The 23,835-nt window shown below is 55.9% G+C and carries 22 protein-coding genes and 1 tRNA gene; 14 read left to right on the top strand and 9 right to left on the bottom strand.

All coding sequences use genetic code 11. The features are described 5' to 3' along the window. Window positions 1-23: 23 nt before the first annotated feature. The gene (gene argA, locus GVO84_RS18075) at window positions 24-1,355 is read right to left on the bottom strand and encodes an amino-acid N-acetyltransferase (RefSeq protein ID WP_159514824.1); all 1,332 of its coding nucleotides are present in this window, start codon (window positions 1,353-1,355) and stop codon (window positions 24-26) included. Between the two features lie 227 nt (window positions 1,356-1,582). Between argA and amiC the strand changes: the two genes are divergently transcribed. Next, entirely contained in the window at window positions 1,583-2,836 is a 1,254-nt protein-coding gene (gene amiC / locus GVO84_RS18070) for an N-acetylmuramoyl-L-alanine amidase AmiC (RefSeq protein ID WP_029740496.1), read from the top strand. Between the two features lie 88 nt (window positions 2,837-2,924). Here amiC and GVO84_RS18065 read toward each other — a convergent pair. Then, window positions 2,925-3,001, bottom strand: a tRNA-Met gene (locus GVO84_RS18065). Between the two features lie 208 nt (window positions 3,002-3,209). Here GVO84_RS18065 and mltA point away from each other — a divergent pair. After that, window positions 3,210-4,307 carry a murein transglycosylase A gene (gene mltA / locus GVO84_RS18060; protein WP_121424558.1) on the top strand — a complete coding sequence of 366 codons (1,098 nt, stop codon included), beginning with the start codon at window positions 3,210-3,212 and terminating at the stop codon, window positions 4,305-4,307. A gap of 75 nt (window positions 4,308-4,382) precedes the next feature. Continuing rightward, window positions 4,383-5,189: a tRNA cyclic N6-threonylcarbamoyladenosine(37) synthase TcdA gene (gene tcdA / locus GVO84_RS18055; RefSeq protein WP_008499651.1), complete on the top strand. Its 807-nt coding sequence runs from the start codon at window positions 4,383-4,385 to the stop codon at window positions 5,187-5,189. Here the strand turns inward: tcdA and csdE are convergent. Both csdE and csdA read right to left on the bottom strand, forming a co-directional pair. Further along, on the bottom strand, window positions 5,180-5,626 hold the full coding sequence (gene csdE / locus GVO84_RS18050; protein ID WP_047060010.1) for a cysteine desulfurase sulfur acceptor subunit CsdE: 447 nt from the start codon (window positions 5,624-5,626) through the stop codon (window positions 5,180-5,182). The two genes, tcdA and csdE, sit on opposite strands and share 10 nt — an antisense overlap. Further along, window positions 5,626-6,831: a cysteine desulfurase CsdA gene (gene csdA / locus GVO84_RS18045; protein WP_159514823.1), complete on the bottom strand. Its 1,206-nt coding sequence runs from the start codon at window positions 6,829-6,831 to the stop codon at window positions 5,626-5,628. Before csdA ends, csdE begins: the two co-directional genes overlap by 1 nt. Window positions 6,832-7,023: 192 nt before the next feature. On the opposite strand from csdA, the gene GVO84_RS18040 reads away from it, so the two are divergent. From GVO84_RS18040 to rlmM, 4 genes are all read left to right on the top strand, one after another. Continuing rightward, window positions 7,024-7,251, top strand: coding sequence for a YgdI/YgdR family lipoprotein (locus tag GVO84_RS18040; RefSeq protein WP_008499648.1), 228 nt, complete (start codon window positions 7,024-7,026; stop codon window positions 7,249-7,251). A 349-nt stretch (window positions 7,252-7,600) separates the two neighbouring features. Then, the gene (gene gcvA, locus GVO84_RS18035; RefSeq protein ID WP_023309032.1) at window positions 7,601-8,518 is read left to right on the top strand and encodes a glycine cleavage system transcriptional regulator GcvA; all 918 of its coding nucleotides are present in this window, start codon (window positions 7,601-7,603) and stop codon (window positions 8,516-8,518) included. Window positions 8,519-8,557: 39 nt separating this feature from the next. After that, window positions 8,558-8,953: a DUF423 domain-containing protein gene (locus GVO84_RS18030; protein WP_023309031.1), complete on the top strand. Its 396-nt coding sequence runs from the start codon at window positions 8,558-8,560 to the stop codon at window positions 8,951-8,953. Further along, window positions 8,946-10,046: a 23S rRNA (cytidine(2498)-2'-O)-methyltransferase RlmM gene (rlmM, locus tag GVO84_RS18025; protein ID WP_121424556.1), complete on the top strand. Its 1,101-nt coding sequence runs from the start codon at window positions 8,946-8,948 to the stop codon at window positions 10,044-10,046. Before GVO84_RS18030 ends, rlmM begins: the two co-directional genes overlap by 8 nt. Before the next feature lie 109 nt (window positions 10,047-10,155). Here rlmM and xni read toward each other — a convergent pair whose 3' ends face one another. The 5 genes from xni to queF all read right to left on the bottom strand — a co-directional run bounded on the left by xni (window position 10,156) and on the right by queF (window position 16,590). Further along, a complete protein-coding gene (gene xni, locus GVO84_RS18020; protein ID WP_159514822.1) occupies window positions 10,156-10,911 on the bottom strand; it encodes a flap endonuclease Xni in 756 nt (251 codons plus the stop codon). Between the two features lie 112 nt (window positions 10,912-11,023). Further along, window positions 11,024-12,391 carry an L-serine ammonia-lyase gene (locus tag GVO84_RS18015; protein WP_159514821.1) on the bottom strand — a complete coding sequence of 456 codons (1,368 nt, stop codon included), beginning with the start codon at window positions 12,389-12,391 and terminating at the stop codon, window positions 11,024-11,026. Window positions 12,392-12,456: 65 nt separating this feature from the next. Then, complete coding sequence (locus GVO84_RS18010; protein WP_024909280.1) at window positions 12,457-13,752, bottom strand: HAAAP family serine/threonine permease; 1,296 nt, start codon at window positions 13,750-13,752, stop codon at window positions 12,457-12,459. Window positions 13,753-14,266: 514 nt separating this feature from the next. Then, entirely contained in the window at window positions 14,267-15,631 is a 1,365-nt protein-coding gene (gene ppnN, locus GVO84_RS18005; protein ID WP_159514820.1) for a nucleotide 5'-monophosphate nucleosidase PpnN, read from the bottom strand. A 116-nt stretch (window positions 15,632-15,747) separates the two neighbouring features. After that, window positions 15,748-16,590 carry an NADPH-dependent 7-cyano-7-deazaguanine reductase QueF gene (gene queF, locus GVO84_RS18000; RefSeq protein WP_159514819.1) on the bottom strand — a complete coding sequence of 281 codons (843 nt, stop codon included), beginning with the start codon at window positions 16,588-16,590 and terminating at the stop codon, window positions 15,748-15,750. A gap of 69 nt (window positions 16,591-16,659) precedes the next feature. Here queF and syd point away from each other — a divergent pair, with 69 nt between their 5' ends. From syd to gudD, 7 genes are all read left to right on the top strand, one after another. Next, a complete protein-coding gene (gene syd, locus GVO84_RS17995) occupies window positions 16,660-17,205 on the top strand; it encodes a SecY-interacting protein (RefSeq protein ID WP_159514818.1) in 546 nt (181 codons plus the stop codon). A 631-nt stretch (window positions 17,206-17,836) separates the two neighbouring features. Then, entirely contained in the window at window positions 17,837-18,166 is a 330-nt protein-coding gene (locus tag GVO84_RS17990) for a YqcC family protein (RefSeq protein ID WP_023309024.1), read from the top strand. Further along, on the top strand, window positions 18,163-18,939 hold the full coding sequence (truC, locus tag GVO84_RS17985) for a tRNA pseudouridine(65) synthase TruC (protein ID WP_159514817.1): 777 nt from the start codon (window positions 18,163-18,165) through the stop codon (window positions 18,937-18,939). The genes GVO84_RS17990 and truC overlap by 4 nt, the downstream gene beginning before the upstream one ends. A gap of 24 nt (window positions 18,940-18,963) precedes the next feature. After that, complete coding sequence (locus GVO84_RS17980; protein ID WP_121424550.1) at window positions 18,964-19,413, top strand: flavodoxin; 450 nt, start codon at window positions 18,964-18,966, stop codon at window positions 19,411-19,413. A 333-nt stretch (window positions 19,414-19,746) separates the two neighbouring features. Beyond that, entirely contained in the window at window positions 19,747-21,102 is a 1,356-nt protein-coding gene (gene gudP, locus GVO84_RS17975) for a galactarate/glucarate/glycerate transporter GudP (RefSeq protein ID WP_023309021.1), read from the top strand. After that, complete coding sequence (locus GVO84_RS17970; protein WP_159515662.1) at window positions 21,102-22,442, top strand: enolase C-terminal domain-like protein; 1,341 nt, start codon at window positions 21,102-21,104, stop codon at window positions 22,440-22,442. The genes gudP and GVO84_RS17970 overlap by 1 nt, the downstream gene beginning before the upstream one ends. Window positions 22,443-22,457: 15 nt before the next feature. Beyond that, on the top strand, window positions 22,458-23,795 hold the full coding sequence (gene gudD / locus GVO84_RS17965) for a glucarate dehydratase (protein WP_159514816.1): 1,338 nt from the start codon (window positions 22,458-22,460) through the stop codon (window positions 23,793-23,795). Window positions 23,796-23,835 lie beyond the last annotated feature (40 nt).

Raw genomic sequence — 23,835 nt, 5'->3', positions numbered from 1 at the left:
CGCCGGACGGTGAGGGCGCCGTATCATCCCAGATCGGCCATCAGCACTTTTGAACGACGCTGATAGTTGTACATCTCTTTCTTCGTTTCCGGCAGAGAATCGATATCCACCGGCGTGAATCCGCGCTCCTGGAACCAGTGAATGCTGCGCGTCGTCAGGACGAACAGCTTGCTTAGCCCCATCTGGCGCGCCTGTACCGCCACGCGCTCGAGCAGCATTTCGCCGCGTGAAGAGCTGCGGTAATCAGGATGCACCGCCACGCAGGCCATTTCACCGATCTTCTCTTCCGGGAACGGATAGAGCGCGGCGCAGGCAATGGTCAGGTTATCGCGCTGAATAATGGTGAATTTGTCGATCTCCATCTCCAGCTGTTCGCGTGAGCGACGCACCAGAATACCCTGCTGTTCCAGCGGGCGGATCAGTTCCAGAATGCCGCCGATGTCGTTGATGGTGGCGCGGCGGATCTGCTCCGCACTCTCCATCACAATCTGTGTACCAATACCGTCGCGGGAGAACAGCTCCTGCAGCAGGGCCCCGTCTTCCTGATAGCTGATCAGATGGCTGCGGCGTACGCCGCTGCGGCACGCCTTCACGGCGCCACGCAGGAAGCGGACGGTGCCGGAGTGGTAATCGCCTTCGGCTTCCAGCGCCTCCACGCGAGCCTGGGCTTCGTTCGGGAAGAGTTCCGGTACGATTGTTCCTTCAGCGTTCACGACGCCCTGGGAGGAGCAGAACCCAATCATTTTTTCCGCCTTCAGCTTGATCGCCAGCTGCGTGGCAATCTCTTCGGACGTCAGGTTAAAGCTTTCGCCGGTCACGGAAACGGCAACCGGGCCCATCAGCACGATGGCACCGCTGTCCAGCTGGCGATGAATAGCTTCCTCATCAATACGACGAATGCGGCCGCTGTGGCAGTAATCCACGCCATCGTCCACGCCGAGCGGCTGGGCAATGATAAAGTTGCCGCTCACGACGTTGATATGCGCCCCCTGTAGCGGCGTATTGTTCAGGCTCATGGACAGGCGAGCAGTAATATCCAGCTGCAGCAGACCCGCCGCCTGTTTCACCAGCTCAAGGGTTTTGGCATCGGTAACGCGGGTATGCTTGTGGTAAATCGGCTCGTGGTGGTGAGCGGCCAGGTTGGCGTCGATCTGCGGACGCGCGCCATACACCACCACCAGGCGGATCCCGAGGCTGTGCAGCAGGCCAATGTCATTGACGATGCTGGAAAAATTTTCATGCTCAATGGCTTCGCCGCCAAGCATGATGACAAACGTTTTTCCCCGATGGGCGTTGATATAGGGAACAGAATGGCGGAATCCCTGGACCAGTTCGGTTCTACGTTCCTTCACCATGGCACAACCCTTAATGAATGTTTATTCGTAATTTCTGTATTTTTATTCGATTGTGGTCGCGTGTGCAAGCGCAAATTTTCTGCGACCCACAGAAATTGGTAAGTAATCCGTGCGTTAGCGTATGATTGTTTACCCTTTTATAGATGACAGTTTATGCGTCATTCGTTAAAGTTTTCGGTCAATTTGGACATTTTGTATATCAGTCAGTGTTCTTGCTCGGGAGAAGCATGTCGGGATCCAATTCAGCAATAAGCCGCCGCCGTTTGTTAAAAGGGGCCGGGGCAATGTGGTTGCTTAGCGTCAGTCAGGTCGGTCTTGCCGCCACGAGTCAGGTGGTGGCGGTGCGCGTCTGGCCGTCGTCGACCTATACGCGCGTGACGGTCGAATCCAACCGCGTGCTGAAATATAAGCAATTTGCCCTCAGCAACCCTGAACGCGTGGTGGTGGATCTCGAAGGCGTTAACCTCAACTCCGTGCTGAAGGGGATGGCGGCGCAGATCCGCGGCGACGATCCGTTTATTAAATCGGCGCGCGTCGGGCAGTTTGATCCGCAAACCGTGCGCATGGTGTTTGAGCTTAAACAGAACGTTAAGCCGCAGCTGTTCGCCCTTGCGCCCGTTGCGACGTTTAAAGAGCGTCTGGTGATGGATCTCTACCCGGCTAATGCGACGGACATTCAGGATCCGCTTCTTGCCCTGTTGGAGGATTACAACAAGGGCGATTTGCAGCGTCAGGTTCCACCTGCGCAAAGCGGTCCGCAGCCTGGGAAAGCAGGGCGCGATCGTCCGATTGTGATCATGCTCGATCCAGGTCACGGCGGCGAAGACTCCGGCGCGGTGGGGAAATACCGCACGCGTGAAAAAGACGTGGTGCTGCAAATTGCCCGTCGTCTGAAGGCGTTGATTGATAAAGAAGGCAATATGCGCGCCTATATGACGCGCAATGAAGATATCTTTATTCCGCTGAAGGTCCGGGTAGCGAAAGCGCAGAAGCAGCGCGCCGATTTGTTCGTGTCGATCCATGCGGATGCGTTTACCAGCCGCCAGCCAAGCGGCTCGTCGGTGTTTGCGCTCTCAACCAAAGGCGCGACCAGTACCGCAGCAAGATTTCTGGCTGACAGCCAGAACGCCTCTGACCTGATTGGTGGCGTGAGCAAAAGCGGCGACCGCTACGTCGACCACACTATGTTCGATATGGTGCAGTCGCTGACCATTAACGACAGCCTGAAGTTTGGTAAAGCGGTGCTGGGCAAGCTGGGCAATATCAATAAGCTGCATAAAAACAGCGTTGAACAGGCCGGATTTGCGGTACTCAAGGCACCGGATATCCCGTCGATTCTGGTCGAAACCGCGTTTATCAGTAACGTTGAAGAGGAGCGCAAGCTCAAGACGGCAAAATTCCAGCAGGAAGTGGCGGAGTCGATTCTGGCGGGGATACGGGCGTATTTCTCAGACGGGGCGACGCTGGCGCGACGCGGGTAAATCTTTCAGCCGGGTAAACGCCCGGCAAATTGACAAACGACAGATACAAAAAAACACCCTTAAGGGTGTTTATTGTTTTTAGAAGTATTGGTTGCGGGGGCCGGATTTGAACCGACGACCTTCGGGTTATGAGCCCGACGAGCTACCAGGCTGCTCCACCCCGCGTCCGTGGATGCGCACTATACTCGGATAGGTTTGTGATGCAACCCCTTTTTCACATAAATCATGATTTTGTATGCAAATTGAACGACATGGCTTTGTTTGGACTATTTTTTGCGCAAAATTTGCCAAAGGGCATGCGATCGCATTTCATTAGCCCTGGCGGTTTGTTATCTTCATCACGCGGAAATGGGCAACTTAAAGACGAGATATAATGAAAGGACGTTGGGCGAAGTATCTGATGGCGGGCGCAATGGTAGCGATTCTTGCGGCCTGTTCTTCCAAACCGACCGATCGCGGTCAACAGTATAAAGACGGGAAGTTATCCCAGCCTTTCTCTTTAGTTAATCAGCCTGATGCTGTCGGCGCACCGATTAATGCCGGTGATTTCTCCGAGCAGGTCTACCAGATCCGCAACGCGTCGCCGCGTCTGTATGGTACCCAGAGTAGCGTGTATAGCGCGGTCCAGGACTGGCTGAAAGCAGGCGGCGACACGCGCAACATGCGCCAGTTTGGTATCGATGCCTGGCAGATGGAAGGAGCCGATAACTACGGCAACGTTCAGTTTACCGGCTATTACACCCCGGTTATCCAGGCACGACACTCCCGTCAGGGCGAGTTCCAGTATCCTATTTACCGTATGCCGCCAAAACGCGGTCGTCTGCCGTCTCGTGCTGAGATCTACGCCGGTGCGCTGAGCGAAAACTACGTTCTGGCCTACAGCAACTCCCTGATGGATAACTTCATCATGGACGTTCAGGGCAGCGGCTACATTGATTTTGGCGACGGTTCGCCGCTTAACTTCTTCAGCTATTCCGGTAAAAACGGCCACGCCTATCGCAGTATTGGCAAGGTGCTGATCGACCGCGGCGAAGTGAAGAAAGAAGATATGTCGATGCAGGCTATCCGCGAGTGGGGCGAGAAACACAGCGAAGCCGAGGTGCGTGAACTGCTGGAGCAGAACCCGTCGTTCGTCTTCTTCAAACCGCAAAACTTCGCGCCGGTGAAAGGGGCGAGTGCCGTTCCGCTGATTGGCCGCGCGTCGGTAGCATCGGATCGTTCGATTATTCCTGCTGGCACCACGCTGCTGGCTGAGGTCCCTCTGCTGGACAACAACGGCAAGTTCAACGGCCAGTATGAGCTGCGCCTGATGGTGGCGCTGGACGTCGGCGGGGCGATTAAAGGCCAGCACTTCGACATCTATCAGGGTATTGGCCCTGACGCAGGCCATCGCGCGGGCTGGTATAACCACTACGGACGCGTGTGGGTACTGAAGGCGGCGCCGGGTGCTGGAAACGTATTCAGCGGCTGATTGTGGTATTCTGAGCGCAATACGGATTACTGTTCAGGGTGAGGAAAACCTCACCCTTTTTACATTTGAGGTTTTATGTCTGTGGTAATCAGCGATGCCTGGCGCCAGCGTTTTGGCGGAACGGCACGTTTATATGGTGAAAAAGCCCTGCAGCTGTTTGCGGATGCGCATGTCTGCGTCGTGGGCATTGGTGGTGTGGGGTCGTGGGCGGCAGAAGCGCTGGCGAGAACCGGTATTGGCGCAATCACGCTGATTGACATGGATGACGTTTGCGTCACCAACACCAACCGTCAAATCCACGCCCTGCGCGATAGCGTCGGTCTGGCGAAATCTGAGGTCATGGCGGAGCGTATCCGTTTGATCAACCCGGAGTGCCGCGTGACGGTGATCGACGACTTTGTGACGGCAGATAACGTCGCGGAGTACATGAGCAAAGGCTACAGCTATGTGATTGACGCCATCGACAGCGTACGGCCAAAAGCGGCGCTGATCGCCTACTGCCGTCGCTACAAGGTGCCGCTGGTCACGACGGGCGGCGCGGGCGGGCAAATCGATCCGACGCAGATCCAGGTGGCCGATCTGGCGAAAACCATTCAGGATCCGCTGGCTGCCAAGCTGCGCGAACGCCTGAAGAGCGACTTTAACGTGGTAAAGAACAGCAAAGGCAAGCTGGGCGTCGACTGCGTGTTCTCAACCGAAGCGCTGGTCTACCCGCAGGCGGATGGGTCAGTCTGCGCAATGAAGAGTACGGCGGAAGGGCCAAAACGAATGGATTGCGCCTCCGGGTTTGGTGCGGCCACCATGGTGACCGCCTCCTTCGGCTTTGTGGCGGTGTCTCACGCCCTCAAGAAAATGATGGCGAAGGCGGAACGTCAGGCCTGAGCCTGACGTGCGGCATCCAGTACCGCGTCGCTGAGCGCGATCAGCCCCTGACCGCGCGAGGCGCTGAGCTGCGCGCGCAGCCCAAGCTCATCAAATAATGCCAGCGGCGAATGTGCCAGCAATTCCGCCGCGCTTTTCCCTTCCACAGCGGTCAACAATACGGCCAGCAGGCCCCTGACGATGCGGCCTTCGCTGTCGCCGAAGAAGTGCAGCTTCTCGCCGGAGACGCTCACGCCCAGCCAGACGCGGTTTTCACAGCCTGCGATCTCTTTCGCCTGCGCTTTGAGATCGTCTGAAAGCGCAGGAAGCTGTTTACCCAGAAGGATCAGCTGTCGATATTTATCTTCCCACTGCTGGAGCGGGGCGAAGGTCTGTCTTAGGGTCTCTTCTGTGATGACCGTGCCAAACGGATGTCCGGCTAAAGCAGCGCTAGTCATTAATCCACCAGTATTTCAAGGGCGCGGTCAACGGCGGCAACCAGCGCGTCGACATCGCTTTGGGTATTATACGGCGCAAACGAGGCGCGCAGCGTACCGTTAACGCCGAGCGCCGCCAGCAGCGGCTGGGCGCAGTGCTGTCCGGCACGCAGGGCAATGCCGTACCCGGCCAGCAGCGTCACCATGTCGCTATGATGAACGCCCGCAAAATCAAAGGCGAGCAGGCTGGAGTCCTGAACGCGGAACGAGCGGAAGCCCGGGCGCTTTTTGAGTTCTTCCTCTGCCAGCGTCGCCAGCCCCCGGCTCCAGCTTTCAGCCTGGACAATGTCGGTTTCTGCCAGCCACTCCAGCGCCGCGCTTAAGCCAATCACCCCTGCCACGTTCGGCGTACCGGCCTCCAGACGATAGGGAACATCCTGCGTTTTGAATCCATCGAACGACACTTCGGTAATCATTTTGCCGCCACCGAGCCACGGCGTCATTTTTGCCAGCAGTTCTGGCTTGCCGTACAGCGCCCCTATACCGGTTGGACCGTAGAGCTTATGTCCCGAGAAGGCATAGAAGTCGATATCAAGCGCCTGCACATCAGCGGGGAAGTGCACCACGCCCTGAGCGCCGTCGACCATCACCACCATCCCGCTGGCATGGGCGATGCGAATGGCCTGAGCCAGATCCGGGCAACCACCTGTGACGTTCGACATCTGTCCGAGCGCCAGAATGCGGCTGCGGGGAGTAATCAGCTCGGGGAGACGGGCCACATCGGGCAGAAGGTCTGCACCCAGTGGGAGTTTCACCACGCGCGCACCCGTTTGCTCGGCCACCATCAGCCATGGCACCAGGTTGGCGTGATGTTCCGCTTCGCTGACGATGATCTCATCGCCTGGCTGAAGCTGCGGGCGCGCGTAGCACTGGGCCACCATATTGATGGCCTCGGTTGTGCCGCGCGTCCAGACGATGTTTTTCCCGCTTTCGGCATTGATCAGGCGCGCGACCTGATCGCGTGCGGCTTCGTAGCGCGCGGTTAAACGCTGCGCTTCGGCAAACTGGCTGCGATGCACGTTCCCGGCGCTCAGGCTGTAGAACTGCTGCGTGGCCTCAATCACCGCCTGTGGCTTAAGGGCGGTGGCGGCGCTATCCAGATAAATACCGGCATCGGCCAGGGCCGGGAACTGTGCGCGGAACTGCGCAGGACTGAAAGCGTTCATGGGATTCCTCATTTCAATATAGCGATCGTCGCGCAATTTCAGCGGCAGGGCAAGGAGGTTGATATCTATCAGAATTGTCTGCTTATCCTTACGACCTCAAAAAAGCAGGTTATGCTAAATAGTGTTAGGCGGATGTTTTAGCCTGTTATAAATCGAGGTTTGAATAGCATTAATTGCTAAAGGAGAATAATCATGAATAAGACAGCTGCAATCATTTCTGCCTGTGCGTTTACTTTTGCCCTGAGCGCGTGTTCTGGTAACAACTACGTGATGCACACCAACGATGGTCGTTCTATCGTTTCGGAAGGGAAACCGACTACCGATAATGATACCGGGATGATTTCGTACAAAGATGCTAACGGGAACAAGCAGCAGATCAACCGCACGGACGTGAAAGAGATGAAAGAGATCGAGCACTAACGGATCGCAGGCGAAAAAAAAGCACCGCAAATTGGCGGTGCTACATTAATCACTATGGACAGACAGGGTAAATGTACAGGAAGTGAAAAATTGGTAGCGTTGCTACCGTGGTCTGAATCGCAGACCAATTGCAAACACAACAACACAACATCACAACCGTAAGCCAAAAGCCCTTCAGAACACGCATTCCGAAAAAAGCTCTTCGTTCCGGCTCAGGAAGTGCCGCCACTATAGGTATTTGCTGGTAGTTCCTCAACGGACAAATTATAATGGCTCAGATAAAAAAAACTAATAGGTTAAACGTTGTTTCCTGTTTGTTAAAATCCGTTAACATCTAAGCCAGATAACCATGTCAAAGCGATTGCCACCCCTCAATGCATTACGTGTTTTTGATGCAGCAGCACGTCACCTGAGCTTTACCCGCGCAGCAGATGAGCTTTTTGTGACACAGGCCGCAGTAAGTCACCAAATCAAGTCTCTGGAGGATTTTCTGGGCCTTAAGCTGTTTCGTCGACGCAACCGTTCGTTGCTGTTGACCGAAGAGGGGCAGAGCTATTTTCAGGATATTAAAGAGATTTTTTCCCAGCTTACGGAAGCCACGCGTAAGCTGCAGGCTCGCAGTGCAAAAGGTGCCCTGACTGTCAGTTTATTGCCCAGTTTTGCCATTCATTGGCTGGTGCCCAGACTCTCAAGCTTTAACTCAGCTTATCCGGGGATCGACGTTCGAATCCAGGCGGTAGATCGCCAGGAGGACAAGCTGGCCGATGACGTGGATGTCGCCATTTTTTATGGTCGCGGTAACTGGCCGGGCTTGCGTGTTGAGAAATTATACGCAGAATATCTCCTGCCGGTCTGTTCTCCCCTGCTGTTAACAGGTGAAAAGGCGCTGAAGTCACCCGCTGACCTGGCTCAGCATACGCTTTTGCATGATGCCTCTCGCCGCGACTGGCAAACTTATACCCGTCAATTAGGTCTTACACATATAAACGTGCAGCAGGGACCCATCTTTAGCCACAGTGCGATGGTGTTACAGGCTGCCATTCACGGGCAGGGCGTGGCGTTGGCGAACAACGTCATGGCGCAGTCCGAAATTGAGGCAGGCCGCCTGGTTTGCCCTTTTAATGATGTACTGGTCAGCAAGAATGCGTTTTATCTGGTTTGTCATGACAGTCAGGCAGAACTGGGTAAAATAGCCGCTTTCCGGCAGTGGATACTGGCGAAAGCGGCAACCGAGCAAGAAAAATTCCGCTTCAGGTATGAGCAATAACGTTTGTGTGCCGGGCACGCATCAATTCAGGACTTAAACATGACCAGCCGATTCATGCTGATTTTTGCCGCGGTGAGTGGCTTTATTTTTGTTGCACTGGGCGCCTTTGGCGCACATGTATTAAGCAAGTCTTTGGGCGCAGTAGAGATGGGCTGGATCCAGACCGGCCTTGAATATCAGGCGTTCCACACGTTGGCTATTTTTGGGCTGGCGGTGGCGATGCAGCGTCGTATCAGTATCTGGTTTTACTGGAGCAGCGTGTTTATGGCGCTGGGTACCGTGTTGTTCAGCGGTAGCCTGTACTGCCTTGCGCTCTCACATCTGCGCCTGTGGGCGTTCGTTACACCTGTCGGCGGCTTCAGCTTCCTGGCGGGTTGGGTATTAATGTTTATCGGAGCTATCCGTCTGAAACGCAAGGGCGTTGTTCATGAATAAGGTTGTTTTATATTGTCGCCCGGGGTTTGAGAAAGAGTGCGCCGCGGAAATTACCGATAAAGCGGCGAAGCGCGAAGTCTTCGGCTTTGCCCGCGTAAAAGAGAACGCGGGCTATGTGGTATTTGAGTGCTATCAGCCTGAAGACGCCGACAAGCTGGCGCGCGAGCTGCCGTTCAGCTCGCTGATCTTCGCTCGCCAGATGTTTGTTGCGGGTGAGCTGCTGAAGGATCTTCCGCCGGAAGACCGCATCACGCCAATTGTCGGCATGCTGCAGGGCGTGGTGGAGAAGGGCGGCGATCTGCGCGTTGAAGTGGCGGATACCAATGAAAGTAAAGAGCTGATGAAGTTCTGCCGTAAGTTCACCGTGCCGCTGCGTGCGGCGCTGCGTGATGCGGGCGTGCTGACGAACTACGAAACGCCGAAGCGTCCGGTGGTGCATATCTTCTTTATCGCACCGGGCTGCTGCTATACAGGCTATTCGTACACCACCAACAACTCTCCCTTCTTTATGGGCATCCCGCGTTTGCGCTTCCCGTCCGATGCGCCAAGCCGTTCCACGCTCAAGCTGGAAGAGGCGTTCCACGTCTTTATCCCGGCAGATGAGTGGGATGAGCGTCTGGCAAACGGCATGTACGCCGTCGACCTTGGCGCGTGTCCGGGCGGCTGGACCTATCAGCTGGTGAAACGCAATATGTGGGTATCGTCCGTTGATAACGGTCCAATGGCGCAAAGCCTGATGGACACCGGACAGGTCACCTGGCTGCGTGAAGACGGTTTCCGCTATCGCCCGAACCGTAACAACATCTCGTGGATGGTGTGCGATATGGTTGAGAAACCGGCAAAAGTCGCCGCGCTGATGGCCTCCTGGCTGGTGAACGGCTGGTGTCGTGAGACCATTTTCAACCTCAAGCTGCCGATGAAAAAGCGCTATGAGGAAGTGTCGCAGAACCTGGCGTACATTCAGGAACAAATGGACGAAAACGGTATTAACGTGGAGATCCAGGCGCGTCAGCTGTATCACGACCGTGAAGAGGTGACGGTGCATATTCGTCGCTGGTGGGCTGCGGTCGGCGGACGTCGCGACGAGCGATAGTGCGCTGATTGCCCCTCACCCCGGCCCTCTCCCCAAAGGGGCGAGGGGGAAAAGACCGCACCGTGCAGTTCCCTCTCCCCCATGGGGAGAGGGTTAGGGTGAGGGGATATTAACGCTCTAATCTCAGCTGCTGTAAATTCCCGTCCAGCTGTAAATCCGTCTGTAGCGTTGCGATTTCCCGGCAGATAAAGGCCATCTCTTTATGCGCCTCCAGCTTCTTGCGCCACTTTTCTGGCACCTCATCCAGACGGGCGTAAATCCCTTCCAGACTCTGAAAATCGGTCAGCAGCAGTGCGGCGCTCTTCGGCCCAATACCGGCGACACCCGGCACCTTAGAGCTGCTGATGCCTGCCAGCCCCCAGTAATCCGGCAGTTGCTCAGGCGAGACGCCGAACTCGCTGGCGATAAACGGCGCGTCCAGCCAGCGTTTTTGAAAATAGTCGCGAATGCGGATAGTCGGGGAGAGCAGCTGGCAGTAGCCTTTGTCAGTTGAAACGATAGTGGCCTGATACCCGGCACTTGCCACCTTTACGGCGAGGGTGGCCGCGAGATCGTCGGCTTCGTTTCCGTGTGCGCCCCAGCAGGGGACGCCCCGCTGTTCAAATGCAGCGCGCAGCATGGGCAATTCAGCGTGAAGATCGTCCGGCATCGGTGCGCGTCCGGCTTTGTAGTCCGGCAGACGCTGGTGTCGCCAGCCCGTGTTGCGGGCTTCGTCATCAAATACCGCGACCGCGTGGGTGGGCTCACTGTGGCGAATAAGCTGTTCCAGCGCGTGCAGGCAGGTGTCTTTACAAGGCGTCCCCTGTACCGCATGGATACGGCGAATCAGGTTAAGAGCATCGACGATAAGTAAATGAACGGCCACAGATAATCTCCCTTCTATCTCATGCGTGAAGGGTAACACTGTCAGCAGCGTGAAACTATGAATGGTGGGGAAAACAGGAAGAAGCCTCGCAAAACGAGGCTTCCTGAGAGGCTTAATCGCAGGTTACGATCTTCATCGCCAGGCCGCCGCGAGAGGTTTCGCGGTATTTGGCGTTCATATCTTTACCGGTTTCGTACATGGTTTCGATAACCTTATCGAGACAGACGCGCGGCTCGCTGGTGCGGCGCAGCGCCATACGTGCCGCGTTCACCGCCTTCACGGAGGCAATCGCGTTACGTTCGATGCACGGCACCTGTACCTGTCCGGCAACCGGGTCACAGGTCAGTCCCAGGTTATGTTCCATGCCGATTTCCGCAGCAATGCACACCTGTGTCGGGCTTGCGCCCAACAGTTCGGCCAGACCCGCAGCCGCCATGGAGCACGCCACGCCGACTTCACCCTGACAGCCCACTTCCGCACCGGAAATGGACGCGTTCATCTTGTACAGCGAACCAATCGCACTGGCGACCAGCAGGTAGCGTGCCAGTGAGTTCGCGTTTACTTCACGGATAAACTTGTCGTAGTACGCCAGCACCGCCGGAACGATACCGCAGGCACCGTTAGTCGGCGCGGTGACCACACGGCCCCCTGCGGCGTTCTCTTCGTTCACCGCCAGTGCGAACATGTTGATCCAGTCTACGACGGCCATCGGGTCCGTTGTCGTTTTGTCGGTGCTCACCAGCATACGGCGCAGCGCTGCCGCACGGCGAGGTACCCGCAATTTGCCCGGCAGAACACCTTCAGTGGTGATCCCGCGCTCGATACCGCCGCGCATCACGTCCCAGACGTTTGCAAAGTGCTGTTCCAGCTCTTCTTTGCTGTGCAGCGCCAGTTCGTTTTTCATCATCAGGCCGGAAAGGGACAGGCCCGTCTCCTGGCAGTGACGCTGCAAATCCGCCGCATTTTTGTACGGATAAGGCACAGCAACAGCGGAATTGTTGGTTTGACCAAAGTGGTCTTCGTCGACAATAAAACCGCCGCCGATAGAGTAATACGTCTGGCTGTATACCGCTTTGTCGCCCGCCAGCGCGGTAATACGCATGCCGTTTTCGTGCAGCGACAGGTTGTCCGCATGGAAATTCATGCAGCGATCAACCGGAAATTCAACCTCATGCTCACCGTTCGCCAGCAGCAGGCGACCGTGGGTGTTCACATCCTGGATGAAGCCAGGGATCGCATCAATATCAACGGTATCCGGCAGATTTCCCGCCAGGCCCATGATAATGGCGATATCGGTATGGTGGCCTTTCCCGGTCAGGGAAAGCGAGCCGTATACATCGACAACCACGCGGGTAATGTCATGCAAGATGCCGCGTGCAATCAAGTCATCCGTGAACTGCTTACCAGCTTTCATTGGTCCGACGGTGTGAGAGCTGGAAGGACCAATACCGATTTTGAAGATATCGAATACGCTAATCATGATGCGTCCATTGCTTTCAGTCAGAGAGGGAGGAGTGCGCCGTCCGAAGACGGCGCGGGTGATAATCAGAACATGGTGTACAGGGAGTAGAAGATCGCAGAGATTGCGATAAGACCCATGATAACCACAAAGACGTTGCTCACATGACCGCTGTACTTGCGCATAGCAGGGACTTTCTGAATCGCGTACATCGGCATCAGGAACAGAATCATCGCGATGACCGGGCCGCCCAGGGTTTCAATCATGCCCAGGATGCTTGGGTTCAGCGTTGCTACCGCCCAGGTGGTGAGCAGCATGAACAGTGCAGTGATTTTGTTCAGCTTGTTGATTTCAATGCTCTTGCCTTTACCGCGCAGAGATTTAATCACCATACCGTTGAAGCCTTCACGTGCGCCGAGGTAGTGGCCCAGGAAGGATTTTGTGATGGCGATAATCGCGATGATAGGTGCCATCCACGCAATGACCGGTGCGTTAAAGTGGTTCGCCAGGTAAGACAGAATAGAGATGTTCTGCTCTTTCGCTGCCGCCAGATCCGCAGGGGAGAGGCTCAGTACGCAGCTGAAGACGAAGAACATCACGGTCAGTACCATCATGATGTGAGCGCGTGCCAGGATGCTGGAGCACTTCTTCTCTGCGCCATTACCGTACTCTTCACGTTTCGCAACGGCGAAAGAGGAGATGATTGGGGAGTGGTTGAAAGAGAACACCATCACCGGAATCGCCAGCCAGAGGGTCATCAGCAGGCCGTTACCGGTTGCCGATGCGCTGCTCAGGGACAGGGTTTCCAGCGCTGCGCCGTTCCACTGTGGGATCAGGTAGCAAGCCAGCACCATCAGAGCAATAACGAACGGGAAGACCAGTACGCTCATTGCTTTCACAATCATCTGCTCACCGAAGCGCACGATGGTCATCATGCCCACAATCAGGATCAGAGACAGAATCGCACGCGGAGGCGGCGTCATGTGCAGCTGGTGCATCATGAAGCTTTCAACAGTGTTGGTGATCGCCACGCTGTAGACCAGCAGAATAGGGTAAATCGCGAAGAAGTAGAGCAGGGTAATCAGTTTACCTGCGCCAACGCCGAAATGCTCTTCAACAACTTCAGTGATGTCTTCGCCCGGGTTTTTACCGGACAGCACGAAGCGGGTCAGACCGCGGTGTGCAAAGAAGGTCATCGGGAAAGCAATGATAGCCATAATGATCAGCGGGATCAGACCGCCGACGCCTGCGTTGATAGGAAGGAACAGTACACCAGCGCCGATTGCCGTGCCGTAAAGGCCAAGCATCCACATGGTATCCGTTTTGCGCCAACCACTTCGGGATTCAATCGAAGCAACGGTGCTGGTTTGAGTGGTTTCCATCTATATCTCCTGGAGGAAGCGAATTGTCAGGTTTTTTAGTCAAATCCGATGAAAAAGTGCCTGACGGTAATATGAAATTCGTTCAGTGACGGTTTTTTAATAATTTTCGCCCGTAACTATTGGCGGGCGGAAAGATACATTCTAGTTATGAATCTATCAGTGATCCTGATCCCAAATGCAATAATCCACTTATGATGTGGGCATCTTTAGACCATTTATCTGTTAAAAAAACATCAAAGAGAATTTACGGGCGCGAAGGCTACCATCAACGACATGTGAGCTGAAAGACCGGCCCGTGATATAGGTGTCTTTAGCTGTAAAGATTTGGGTTTTTAGGATTTTCTGGCGGGTAATTTGGATTAAGGCTGATAACTTACGGTTGTAAAAATGAGGTAATCGTTTGCGTTTGTGAATAGTTTGTAAAAGACATAAGTGATGCCTATGAATTGCTTCGGTAAAAAAAAACCGGGACGCGCGAGAGGGCGACCCGGTTTTGATGAGACGCTGCTAAGCGTTAGGTGCAGATTTCGTAGCAAGGAATGTAGGCGGAGCCTGGCAGCTTCATGCGGTGCTGAGCGACGAAGCCCTGCAGCATGTCGTCCATACGGCGCATCATCTCCGGGTCGCCGTGGATCTTGTACGGACCGTACTGTTCAATGGCGCGGATGCCCATCTCTTTGACGTTGCCCGCCACAATCCCGGAGAAGGCACGACGCAGATCGGCCGCCAGGACTTCCACAGGCTGGTCCGGGTAGAGTTTCAGGTTCGCCATATTTTCATGCGAAGGCTCGAACGGGATCTGCAGGTCCGGCGCAATGCGAATCGACCAGTTAAAACTGTACGCATCGCCGGTATCGCGACGGTTCTCTTTCACCAGCGGCATCGCTTTTTTCATCTGGCGCGCCACCTCTGCGGCATCGTCAATGATGATGCGATAGTGACGACGCGCGGCTTCACCCAGCGTGTGCACGATAAACTCGTCCAGCACGCGGAAGTAGTCGGCGCTCTCTTTTGGCCCGGTCAGGATCAGCGGCAGAACCTGATCTTTGTTGGCCGGATTCATCAGAATACCCAGCAGGTAGAGCAGCTCTTCCGCTGTCCCCACGCCGCCCGGGAAGATGATAATGCCGTGGGCGATACGGACAAACGCCTCAAGACGCTTCTCGATATCCGGCATGATAATCAGCTCGTTAACCAGTGGGTTAGGCGGCTCAGCGGCGATAATTGACGGCTCGGTCATGCCGATAAACCGCCCCTCTTTATAACGCTGCTGCGCGTGTCCCACTGCGGCACCTTTCATCGGCGCTTCCATCGCACCCGGACCGCAGCCGGTACAGATGTTCAGCTCGCGCAGGCCGAGCTGCGTTCCTACCCGACGGGCATAAAGGTATTCGGTTTCGTTAATGGAGTGACCGCCCCAGCAGACGACCATGTTCGGCGCTTCGCCAACGTGCAGGGCACGGGCGTTACGCAAAATAGAGAACACCAGGTTGGTAATATGGACCGAGCTTTCCAGGTCGAGATGCTGGAAACGGCCTGCGTTGTGGATCTGCCCGTTAACGAACAGAATGTCGCGCAGCACGGCAAACAGGTTAGCCTGAAGTGAACGAATGATGCGCCCGTCGACAAAGGCCTCTTCCGGCGGGTTGATGACTTCAAGCTTCACGCCACGCTCGCGGCGCAGCACGTTGATATCAAAGCTTTCGAAGCGGGACAGCAGTTCTTTACTGTTATCTGTCAGGCTTCCGGAGTTCAGTACGGCAAGTGAACAGTTACGAAACAGTTGATAAAGATCGCTGCTGGCCGTGCGCTTAAGCATGTCCACTTCCAGCTGCGACAACATATCCATTGAGCCAAGCGGGCTAATATGTGTAATCAAGTGAGCTCCTTACGGGACGATTATCGTCTTTCCCTGTTGATTACAATAGCCCTGGCGCGTGACGTTTCACAACCTAAAGCGCGGAAGATACCGCGCATATTGTGAAAATATTTATATTATTGACGCACCAGCCGTCCCGTCGCAGGCACAAAATCGGTGTTGGTGCGCCACGGGTTAATGTCCAGACCGCCGCGGCGGGTGTAGCGCGCATAAACGCTCAGTTTTTCTGGCTGGCAGAAACGCTGAATATCGCTAAAGATACGCTCCACGCACTGCTCGTGGAATTCGTTGTGATGGCGGAACGACACCAGGTAGCGCAGCAATTTTTCCCGGTCGATTTTCGGGCCGCGATACTGGATCTGCACCGAGCCCCAGTCCGGCTGGTGGGTGATCAGGCAGTTGGATTTCAGCAGATGGCTGACCAGCGTCTCTTCGACTACCTTTCCGCTCGCCGCGTTTTCGAGGTAATCGGCGCTGAATTCATAATTCTCTACCTCGATATCCTGATCGTCGATGCAGGTCCCGTTGAAGTGGGCGACCGGCTGCCCTTCCAGCTCGTGCAGGCGATACAGTGAAACGCTTACCTTTCCCTGCGCGCAGGCGCTTAAATCACGCTCCAGGGTGTGCTGAACGTCGTCCCAGCTGTTGAATTTTGTCTGGTTAAAACTGTTGAGATAAAGCTTAAAGCTTTTGGACTCGACGAGATTAACGCTGGCGTAATCCAGCTCAACGTGGCCCACCGCCACCTGCGGCAGACCGCGTGCGTTGAGCCAGGAGAGTTCGTACAGCGTCCAGATATCGCCGCCGACAAACGGCAATGCGTCCGCATGCAGACCCAGAGGATCGCGATTCAGGCTGCGCGGCACGCCCTGCAGCAGGCCTGCATCGTAGGTATCGCGGTAATCGGTCGATTTACCCAGCGTTAAGCCAGTTAACGCCTGATGATTTTCGTAAGACATGTTTCATAGCCACTTTACAGGTACACTTATGGGCTGAGTTTATCCTGTCTGACAAGAAGAGAGAAATCGGTGGACATCGAAACTGCAAATGCCCTCACTACCTTCACGACCCGCTATTGCGACGCATGGCATGAAAAGCAGGGCTCGTGGCCGCAAAGTGCTGATTTATATGGCGTACCCTCGCCGTGCATTATCTCTTCGCTCGACGACTACGTTATCTGGCAGCCGAAGCCCAATACCGGCGAGCAAAATGTAAATGCGGTTGAACGGGCAATGGACATTGTGGTACAACCAGCGGTTCACGCGTTTTATACCACGCAGTTCGCAGGGGATATGCCCGCGCGCTTTGCTGATATCACGCTGACGCTGTTGCAGACCTGGAGCGAAGACGATCTGCAGCGTGTTCAGGAAAACCTGATTGGTCATCTGGTCACGCAAAAACGCCTTAAGCTTTCTCCGACGCTCTTTATTGCCACGCTGGACAGCGAACTGGATGTGTTATCCGTCTGTAACCTGTCAGGTGAAGTGGTTAAAGAGACTATCGGAACCCGCAATCGCGAGATTCTCGCCCCCTCTCTTGCGGATTTCCTCACCCGACTTGAGCCACTTCTGTAATCCATGATGCTATCGCGCGTGTGAGAGATCTCTTACAAGGTTTGTGAGAGATCGCTGGAACATTCAGTATTACCTTATTTAATTCAGATTAATATCACTCTATTTTTCAATGAATTAGTGGTTCATTGCATCGTTTTTAGGGATTTCTTACGGCTTACAACCCTGAAAGGGTGGGTTGTAAGACGAAGCGGAATAGCGGATTCTATCTCCGTCGACAGGACGCCGACACGAGAAACGAACATCAGGATGATGGCGTATCTCACTCAGGACTCGTCAGGATGGCGCTGCAGGAAGGCTTCAGGATGAAGCGAAGTGGATAACGCAGGATGCGTAAGGGACACCTCCAGGAAGGAGAACGAGAGCCGGTCAGGATGGTCGGTGGGTCAGGAAGGCCAGGACGTTTCAGGATGAAACAAACACGTCAGGAAGATGTGTGCAGGATGCAACGGTTTACGGATGACCAGGCCTTCGGGCTTCAGGAAAAGTTGTCACGGATGAGCAGGGAGCACGAATTGTAGCTGGAATGCTGCGGAACGAACCGGGAGCACTGTTTTTACAGTGCTCCCTTTTTTTATTTCTGCCTTCCGCAATGCTATGCTGCGCGCCGTTCACTTTTTCAGTTGAGGTTACTATGACGCAACACGATAGCGTTCGTGCCCAGTTGCACGCCATCGAAGCCCTTTTGCGCCAACATCAGCTGTGGCAGGAGACCGCGCCGCAGCCAGAAGCGTTCGCGAGCACCCAGCCCTTCTGCCTGGATACGCTGGCCCCGTTTGAGTGGCTGCAGTGGGTGTTAATTCCGCGCATGCACGCCCTGCTTGAGGGCGGTCACCCGCTGCCGCAGGCGTTTGCTGTCTCTCCCTACTATGAAATGGCGCTCGAGGCGACGCACCCTGCGCGCGACGTGATGCTGGTCGAACTGGAAAAACTGGATGCCCTGTTTGCCGGTGAAGATGCATGACGCTTGAGATCATCTATCAGGACGAGTGGCTGGTGGCGGTGAATAAACCGTCAGGCTGGCTGGTGCACCGCAGCTGGCTCGATCGTGATGAGAAAGTGGTGGTGATGCAGACCGTTCGCGACCAGATTGGTCAGCATGTTTTTACCGCCCATCGTCTCGACAGGCCGACCTCCGGCGTGCTGCTGATGGGGCTTTCCAGCGAGGCGGGACGCCTGCTGTCACAGCAGTTCGAACAGCATCAGATGCAAAAGCGCTACCACGCGATCGTCCGCGGCTGGCTGACGGAAGCCGCCACGCTGGACTACCCGCTGGTGGAAGAGCTGGACAAAATCGCCGATAAATTTGCCCGCGATGACAAAGGCCCGCAGCCCGCCGTGACGGATTATCGCGGCATGGCGACGACCGAAATGCCGGTGGCAACCAGCAAGTTTCCGACCACACGCTACAGCCTGGTTGAGCTTTTGCCTAAAACCGGGCGCAAGCACCAGCTGCGACGCCACCTTGCGCACCTGCGCCACCCGATTATTGGCGACAGCAAGCACGGTGATTTGCGCCAGAACCGCAGCGCGGCCGAACACTTTGGCTGCCATCGTCTGATGCTGCACGCCAGCGAGCTGAGCCTGACGCACCCGTTTACTGGCGAGCCGCTGACTATTCGTGCTGGGCTGGACGACGTCTGGATGCAGGCGCTGTCACAGTTTGGCTGGCTGGGACAACTCCCCGAAAATGAAAGGGTTGAGTTTGTATCGGGCAACGTTCAGGATGAACGGTAAACGTATTCATTATGGGAAAATATCATGGCTGAAGTAGGCATTTTTGTCGGCACAATGTACGGCAACTCGCTGCTGGTAGCGGAAGAGGCTGAGGCAATACTCGCCAGCCAGGGCCATAAAGCCACGGTCTATGAAGACCCGGAACTGGCGGACTGGCAAAAGTATCAAGATAAGTACATTCTGGTGGTGACCTCCACCACCGGGCAGGGCGATCTGCCGGACAGCATCGTGCCGCTGTTCCAGGGCATTAAAGACCAGCTTGGCTATCAGCCGAACGTGCACTACGGCATCATTGCCCTGGGCGACAGCTCTTACGCCAACTTCTGCGGCGGCGGCAAGCAGTTCGATGCGCTCCTGCAGGAACAGAGCGCCCAGCGCGTCGGCGAGATGCTGCTGATTGATGCCGGGGAGCACCCGGAGCCAGAAAGCGAATCAAACCCGTGGGTGGAGAACTGGGCCTCACTTCTCAAATAACCCGCTGCCCGGCGGCGCTTCGCTTGCGCGGGCCTACGGGTTTTCCAGGCCGGGTCAGGCGTAGCCGCCACCCGGCAACGAAGCCGCAGCAAATCCTCAATTCCGTGAACCACCTTCCACTCCCTTGGGCTTATGCCATAAACAACCTCTCATACACTCTTCAATACTGTGTTTCTGCACGGTGAGGTGAAGAGGCACTCCTTCATATACTTTCCCGGTCACTATAAAACGGCGTCAGGCCGTACCAAAACGACAAAACTAATCTCATTCTGATTACCCTACCGGTGCTGTACAGAATGAACCTGGCGAAAGCTATGTTTCAGGAGTGCAACAATGAGTACATTAAGCCACGCAGCGAGCAGCGCTGAAAAGCGCACCAACGCCCGCTACTGGATAGTGGTGATGCTGTTTATCGTCACGTCCTTTAACTATGGTGACCGCGCCACGCTGTCGATTGCCGGTTCGGAAATGGCAAAAGATATCGGCCTTGATCCCGTGGGCATGGGTTACGTTTTCTCCGCATTCTCATGGGCCTACGTCATCGGGCAAATTCCTGGCGGCTGGCTGCTGGACCGTTTTGGATCTAAACGCGTCTATTTCTGGTCCATCTTTATCTGGTCGATGTTTACCCTGTTGCAGGGTTTCGTCGATATCTTCAGCGGCTTCGGCATTATCGTGGCGCTCTTCACGCTGCGCTTCCTGGTAGGCTTAGCGGAAGCACCTTCTTTCCCGGGCAACAGCCGAATTGTGGCGGCATGGTTCCCGGCGCAGGAGAGGGGAACGGCGGTGGCGATTTTCAACTCCGCACAGTACTTCGCAACGGTGATCTTCGCGCCAATCATGGGCTGGCTGACGCATGAGGTAGGCTGGTCACACGTCTTCTTCTTCATGGGCGGGCTTGGGATCGTCATCAGCTTCGTCTGGCTGAAAGTGATCCACGAACCCAACCAGCATCCTGGCGTGAACAAAAAAGAGCTGGAGTACATCGCGGAAGGCGGAGCGCTGATCAACATGGATCAGAAATCCGCAAAAGCAAAAGTCCCGTTCAGCCAGAAATGGGCGCAGATCAAGCAGCTCGTCGGCTCGCGCATGATGATCGGCATCTATCTGGGCCAGTACTGTATTAACGCCTTAACCTACTTCTTCATCACCTGGTTCCCGGTGTACCTGGTGCAGGCTCGCGGCATGTCGATTCTGAAAGCGGGATTTGTTGCCTCGGTCCCGGCAATCTGCGGCTTCGTCGGCGGCGTGCTCGGCGGGGTGATTTCCGACTGGCTGATGCGCCGCACGGGGTCACTGAACATCGCGCGTAAAACGCCGATTGTGCTCGGCATGCTGCTCTCCATGACCATGGTGTTCTGTAACTACGTCAATGCCGAATGGATGATTATCGGCTTTATGGCGATGGCCTTCTTCGGCAAAGGCATTGGCGCGCTGGGCTGGGCGGTAATGGCGGATACGGCACCGAAAGAGATCAGCGGCCTGAGCGGCGGTCTGTTCAACATGTTCGGCAACATCTCCGGGATTGTGACGCCAATCGCTATCGGCTACATCGTTGGCACCACCGGCTCCTTTAACGGTGCGCTGATTTATGTCGGGGTACATGCGCTGGTGGCGGTGCTGAGTTACCTGGTGCTGGTGGGGGATATCAAGCGCGTCGAACTTAAACCTGTAGCGGAGCGTGGATGATGACAACGCAATCGAGTCCAACCGTCACGGAGATGAAGGTCATCCCGGTGGCCGGGCAGGACAGCATGCTGCTCAATATTGGCGGTGCGCATAACGCCTGGTTTACCCGTAATATCGTCGTGCTGAAAGACAGCGCAGGGAATACCGGCGTGGGCGAGGCCCCCGGCGGAGAGGTGATTTACCAGACGCTGGTCGATGCCATTCCGCAGGTCGTGGGCCAGGAGATCGCCCGTCTGAACAAGGTGGTTCAGCGGGTGCATAAGGGCAATCAGTCGGCAGACTTTGATACGTTCGGTAAAGGTGCCTGGACGTTTGAACTGCGGGTCAACGCGGTCGCCGCCCTGGAGGCCGCCCTGCTCGATTTACTGGGTAAGGCGCTGAATGTTCCGGTTTGCGAGCTGCTGGGGCCCGGCAAACAGCGCGATGCGGTTACCGTGCTGGGCTATCTGTTCTACGTGGGCGATCGCAATAAAACCGATCTCCCCTATCTGGCGCGATCCACGGGCGATCACGACTGGTATCGCCTGCGCCACCAGGAAGCGCTCTCCAGCGACGCGGTGGTGCGGTTGGCCGAGGCGGCGCAGGATCGCTACGGCTTTAAGGATTTCAAGCTGAAGGGCGGCGTGCTGCCCGGCGAGCAGGAGATTGAAACGGCCCGGGCGCTGAAAAAACGCTTTGCGGATGCACGGATCACCGTCGATCCCAATGGTGCATGGCTGCTGGATGAAGCGATTAGCCTGTGCAAAGGGCTGGGGGATGTCCTGACCTATGCGGAAGACCCCTGCGGCGCGGAGCAGGGCTTCTCGGGCCGTGAAGTCATGGCCGAGTTCCGTCGCGCCACCGGGCTGCCTGTCGCGACCAATATGATCGCCACCAACTGGCGTGAAATGGGTCACGCGGTGATGCTGAACGCCGTTGACATACCGCTGGCGGACCCGCACTTCTGGACGCTTTCAGGCGCAGTGCGCGTGGCGCAGCTGTGCGATGACTGGGGGCTGACCTGGGGCTGTCACTCGAACAATCACTTTGATATTTCGCTGGCGATGTTTACCCACGTTGGCGCGGCGGCGCCGGGTAACCCGACCGCCATCGACACCCACTGGATTTGGCAGGAAGGGGAAGCCCGCCTGACGAAAAATCCGCTGGAAATTATCAACGGCAAGATTGCCGTACCGGATGCACCGGGCCTGGGCGTGGAGATTGACTGGGATCAGATCCATAAAGCCCATGAGGCGTATAAAAAGCTACCGGGCGGCGCGCGTAACGACGCGGGCCCGATGCAGTACCTGATCCCCGGCTGGACATTTGACCGTAAGCGCCCTGTTTTCGGACGTCACTGATAAAAGGATTGAACGATGAGTACTTTTTCTACCCCAGTAGTTACCGCCATGCAGATCGTTCCGGTTGCGGGCCATGACAGCATGTTGATGAACCTGAGCGGCGCGCATGCGCCATTCTTTACCCGCAACATTGTCATTATCAAAGACAATTCCGGCCATACGGGTGTGGGCGAAATTCCGGGCGGGGAGAAGATCCGCCAAACGCTGGAAGATGCCATTCCGCTGGTGGTGGGCAAAACGCTGGGTGAGTACAAAAATGTCCTCAACACCGTGCGCAACACCTTTGCCGATCGCGATGCCGGAGGGCGTGGCCTGCAGACCTTCGATCTGCGAACCACCATCCACGTGGTGACCGGGATTGAATCCGCCATGTTAGATCTGCTGGGCCAGCATCTGGGCGTTAACGTTGCGTCGCTGCTGGGCGAGGGTCAGCAGCGCAGCGAAGTGGAAATGCTGGGCTATCTGTTCTTTGTCGGCGACCGCAGGCTGACGCCGCTGCCTTATCAGAGCCAGCCGGATGAACAATGCGACTGGTACCGACTCCGCCACGACGAGGCGATGACCCCGGACGCGGTGGTGCGCCTGGCGGAAGCCGCTTATGAAAAATATGGTTTTAATGATTTCAAACTGAAAGGCGGCGTGCTGGCCGGTGAGGAAGAGGCGGAAGCCGTCACCGCGCTGGCAAAACGTTTCCCGCAGGCACGCGTGACGCTGGATCCGAACGGCGCATGGTCGCTTAAGGAGGCCATTGCGATCGGTAAACAACTGAAAGGCGTGCTGGCGTATGCGGAAGATCCGTGTGGGGCTGAGCAAGGCTTCTCAGGACGTGAAGTCATGGCGGAATTCCGCCGCGCAACGGGGCTGCCGACCGCGACCAATATGATTGCGACCGACTGGCGTCAGATGGGACACACCCTGTCCTTGCAGTCTGTTGATATTCCGCTGGCGGACCCGCACTTCTGGACGATGCAGGGGTCGGTGCGCGTGGCGCAAATGTGCCATGAGTTTGGCCTGACCTGGGGCTCGCACTCTAACAACCACTTCGACGTGTCGCTGGCGATGTTCACGCACGTTGCCGCCGCCGCGCCGGGCACGATTACCGCTATCGATACGCACTGGATCTGGCAGGAAGGTAACCAGCGTCTGACTAAGCAGCCGTTTGAGATCAAAGGTGGCATGGTGCAGGTGCCTTCTACCCCGGGGCTGGGAGTTGAGCTGGATATGGACCAGGTCATGAAGGCCAACGAGCTGTATCAGAAACACGGTCTGGGCGCGCGCGACGACGCGATGGCGATGCAGTATCTGATCCCGGACTGGACATTCGACAATAAACGCCCGTGCATGGTACGATAAACGCATTGGGACCGCTCCCACAGGCGGTCTTTTACGTGGT

Source organism: Enterobacter sp. SM3, from assembly GCF_009811935.2.
Taxonomy (GTDB): Bacteria; Pseudomonadota; Gammaproteobacteria; order Enterobacterales; family Enterobacteriaceae; genus Enterobacter; species Enterobacter asburiae_D.
Note: the sequence above shows the minus strand (reverse complement) of the source record. Positions and strands in the feature narration are given on the sequence as shown.